The sequence below is a fragment of the Serpens gallinarum genome, from assembly GCF_014836765.1.
GTDB classification, from domain to species: Bacteria; Pseudomonadota; Gammaproteobacteria; order Pseudomonadales; family Pseudomonadaceae; genus Serpens; species Serpens gallinarum.
The window spans coordinates 2,006-5,583 of the sequence record NZ_JACSQG010000019.1; the positions used below are offsets into that span (position 1 = coordinate 2,006).

At 51.9% G+C, this 3,578-nt stretch carries 2 tRNA genes and 2 rRNA genes; all 4 read left to right on the forward strand.

From position 1 onward, the window contains the following. The first annotated feature begins 3 nt into the window (after positions 1–3). The 4 genes from H9642_RS18125 (at position 4) to rrf (ending at position 3,572) form a co-directional block, all read left to right on the forward strand. Positions 4–80: transfer RNA gene (locus tag H9642_RS18125), tRNA-Ile, on the forward strand. Positions 81–111: 31 nt separating this feature from the next. Continuing rightward, positions 112–187, forward strand: a tRNA-Ala gene (locus H9642_RS18130). Between the two features lie 227 nt (positions 188–414). Continuing rightward, positions 415–3,307, forward strand: a 23S ribosomal RNA gene (locus H9642_RS18135). A gap of 149 nt (positions 3,308–3,456) precedes the next feature. Then, positions 3,457–3,572, forward strand: a 5S ribosomal RNA gene (gene rrf / locus H9642_RS18140). The last annotated feature ends 6 nt before the right edge of the window (positions 3,573–3,578 follow it).

A 3,578-nucleotide genomic window follows, 5' to 3' on the forward strand; every position in this document is an offset into this window, starting at 1 on the left:
ATTGGGTCTGTAGCTCAGTTGGTTAGAGCGCACCCCTGATAAGGGTGAGGTCGGCAGTTCGAATCTGCCCAGACCCACCAATGTTCATGGGGCGCAGGCTTCAAGAATATTGGGGCCATAGCTCAGCTGGGAGAGCGCCTGCCTTGCACGCAGGAGGTCAGGAGTTCGATCCTCCTTGGCTCCACCACTCGTTAGAGTTCAGAAATGAACATTTACACCCTGGTGTGAAATGTTGATTTCTGGTCTTTACCAGAATCGTTCTTTAAAAATTTGGTATGTGATAGAAGTAGACTGAATAATCTCTTTCACTGGTGATTATTCAAGTCAAGGTAAAATTTGCGAGTTCAAGCGCGAATTTTCGGCGAATGTCGTCTTCACGTTCGAGACATATGACCAGATTGCTTGGGGTTATATGGTCAAGTGAAGAAGCGCATACGGTGGATGCCTTGGCAGTCAGAGGCGATGAAAGACGTGATAGCCTGCGATAAGCTTCGGGGAGGTGGCAAATAACCTTTGATCCGGAGATCTCTGAATGGGGAAACCCACCCAGCATAAGCTGGGTATCTTGTACTGAATACATAGGTGCAAGAGGCGAACCCGGGGAACTGAAACATCTAAGTACCCGGAGGAACAGAAATCAACCGAGATTCCCTTAGTAGTGGCGAGCGAACGGGGATTAGCCCTTAAGCGTCTTGGATGTTAGTGAAAGGCTCTGGAAAGTGCCGCCGTAGTGGGTGATAGCCCCGTACACGAAAACATCCTTGGCGTGAAATCGAGTAGGACGGAGCACGAGAAACTTTGTCTGAATATGGGGGGACCATCCTCCAAGGCTAAATACTACTGACTGACCGATAGTGAACCAGTACCGTGAGGGAAAGGCGAAAAGAACCCCGGAGAGGGGAGTGAAATAGAACCTGAAACCGTATGCGTACAAGCAGTGGGAGCCCACTTTGTTGGGTGACTGCGTACCTTTTGTATAATGGGTCAGCGACTTATATTCAGTGGCGAGCTTAACCGAATAGGGGAGGCGTAGCGAAAGCGAGTCTTAATAGGGCGCTTTAGTCGCTGGGTATAGACCCGAAACCGGGCGATCTATCCATGGGCAGGTTGAAGGTTAGGTAACACTGACTGGAGGACCGAACCGACTACCGTTGAAAAGTTAGCGGATGACCTGTGGATCGGAGTGAAAGGCTAATCAAGCTCGGAGATAGCTGGTTCTCCTCGAAAGCTATTTAGGTAGCGCCTCATGTATCACTGTAGGGGGTAGAGCACTGTTTCGGCTAGGGGGTCATCCCGACTTACCAACCCGATGCAAACTCCGAATACCTACAAGTGCCGAGCATGGGAGACACACGGCGGGTGCTAACGTCCGTCGTGAAAAGGGAAACAACCCAGACCGTCAGCTAAGGTCCCAAAGTTATGGTTAAGTGGGAAACGATGTGGGAAGGCTTAGACAGCTAGGAGGTTGGCTTAGAAGCAGCCATCCTTTAAAGAAAGCGTAATAGCTCACTAGTCGAGTCGGCCTGCGCGGAAGATGTAACGGGGCTCAAACCATACACCGAAGCTACGGGTGTCACGTAAGTGACGCGGTAGAGGAGCGTTCTGTAAGCCTGTGAAGGTGAGTTGAGAAGCTTGCTGGAGGTATCAGAAGTGCGAATGCTGACATGAGTAACGACAATGGGTGTGAAAAACACCCACGCCGAAAGACCAAGGGTTCCTGCGCAACGTTAATCGACGCAGGGTTAGTCGGTCCCTAAGGCGAGGCTGAAGAGCGTAGTCGATGGGAAACAGGTTAATATTCCTGTACTTCTAGTTACTGCGATGGAGGGACGGAGAAGGCTAGGCCAGCACGGCGTTGGTTGTCCGTGTTTAAGGTGGTAGACCGAATTCTTAGGCAAATCCGGGAATTCAAGGTCGAGAGCTGATGACGAGTGTTCTTTTAGAACGCGAAGTGGTTGATGCCATGCTTCCAGGAAAAGCTTCTAAGCTTCAGGTAACTAGGAACCGTACCCCAAACCGACACAGGTGGTTGGGTAGAGAATACCAAGGCGCTTGAGAGAACTCGGGTGAAGGAACTAGGCAAAATGGCACCGTAACTTCGGGAGAAGGTGCGCCGGTGAGGGTGAAGCATTTACTGCGTAAGCTCATGCCGGTCGAAGATACCAGGCCGCTGCGACTGTTTATTAAAAACACAGCACTCTGCAAACACGAAAGTGGACGTATAGGGTGTGACGCCTGCCCGGTGCCGGAAGGTTAATTGATGGGGTTAGCGCAAGCGAAGCTCTTGATCGAAGCCCCGGTAAACGGCGGCCGTAACTATAACGGTCCTAAGGTAGCGAAATTCCTTGTCGGGTAAGTTCCGACCTGCACGAATGGCGTAACGATGGCGGCGCTGTCTCCACCCGAGACTCAGTGAAATTGAAATCGCTGTGAAGATGCAGTGTATCCGCGGCTAGACGGAAAGACCCCGTGAACCTTTACTGTAGCTTTGCACTGGACTTTGAATTTGTTTGTGTAGGATAGGTGGGAGGCTATGAAGCGTGGACGCCAGTTCGCGTGGAGCCATCCTTGAAATACCACCCTGGCAACTTTGAGGTTCTAACTCGGGTCCGTTATCCGGATCGAGGACAGTGTATGGTGGGCAGTTTGACTGGGGCGGTCTCCTCCTAAAGAGTAACGGAGGAGTACGAAGGTGCGCTCAGACCGGTCGGAAATCGGTCGTAGAGTATAAAGGCAAAAGCGCGCTTGACTGCGAGACAGACACGTCGAGCAGGTACGAAAGTAGGTCTTAGTGATCCGGTGGTTCTGTATGGAAGGGCCATCGCTCAACGGATAAAAGGTACTCCGGGGATAACAGGCTGATACCGCCCAAGAGTTCATATCGACGGCGGTGTTTGGCACCTCGATGTCGGCTCATCACATCCTGGGGCTGAAGCCGGTCCCAAGGGTATGGCTGTTCGCCATTTAAAGTGGTACGCGAGCTGGGTTTAGAACGTCGTGAGACAGTTCGGTCCCTATCTGCCGTGGACGTTTGAGATTTGAGAGGGGCTGCTCCTAGTACGAGAGGACCGGAGTGGACGAACCTCTGGTGTTCCGGTTGTCACGCCAGTGGCATTGCCGGGTAGCTATGTTCGGAAGAGATAACCGCTGAAAGCATCTAAGCGGGAAACTTGCCTCAAGATGAGATCTCACTGGGACCTTGAGTCCCCTGAAGGGCCGTCGAAGACTACGACGTTGATAGGCAGGGTGTGTAAGCGTTGTGAGGCGTTGAGCTAACCTGTACTAATTGCCCGTGAGGCTTGACCATATAACACCCAAACAATCTGCTGCACAGCAGACGGTGTTGAAGGTGAAGTCGACAAACCGAAAATTCGGCGAACCGCAAACCACTACCGATACAACTATCACATACCGAATCTGGAGCCGCGCGCGAACCGCGAGGCCCCGAAAGAATTGCTTGACGACCATAGAGAGTTGGAACCACCTGATCCCATCCCGAACTCAGCAGTGAAACGACTCTTCGCCGATGGTAGTGTGGGGTTTCCCCATGTGAGAGTAGGTCATCGTCAAGCGCCTAA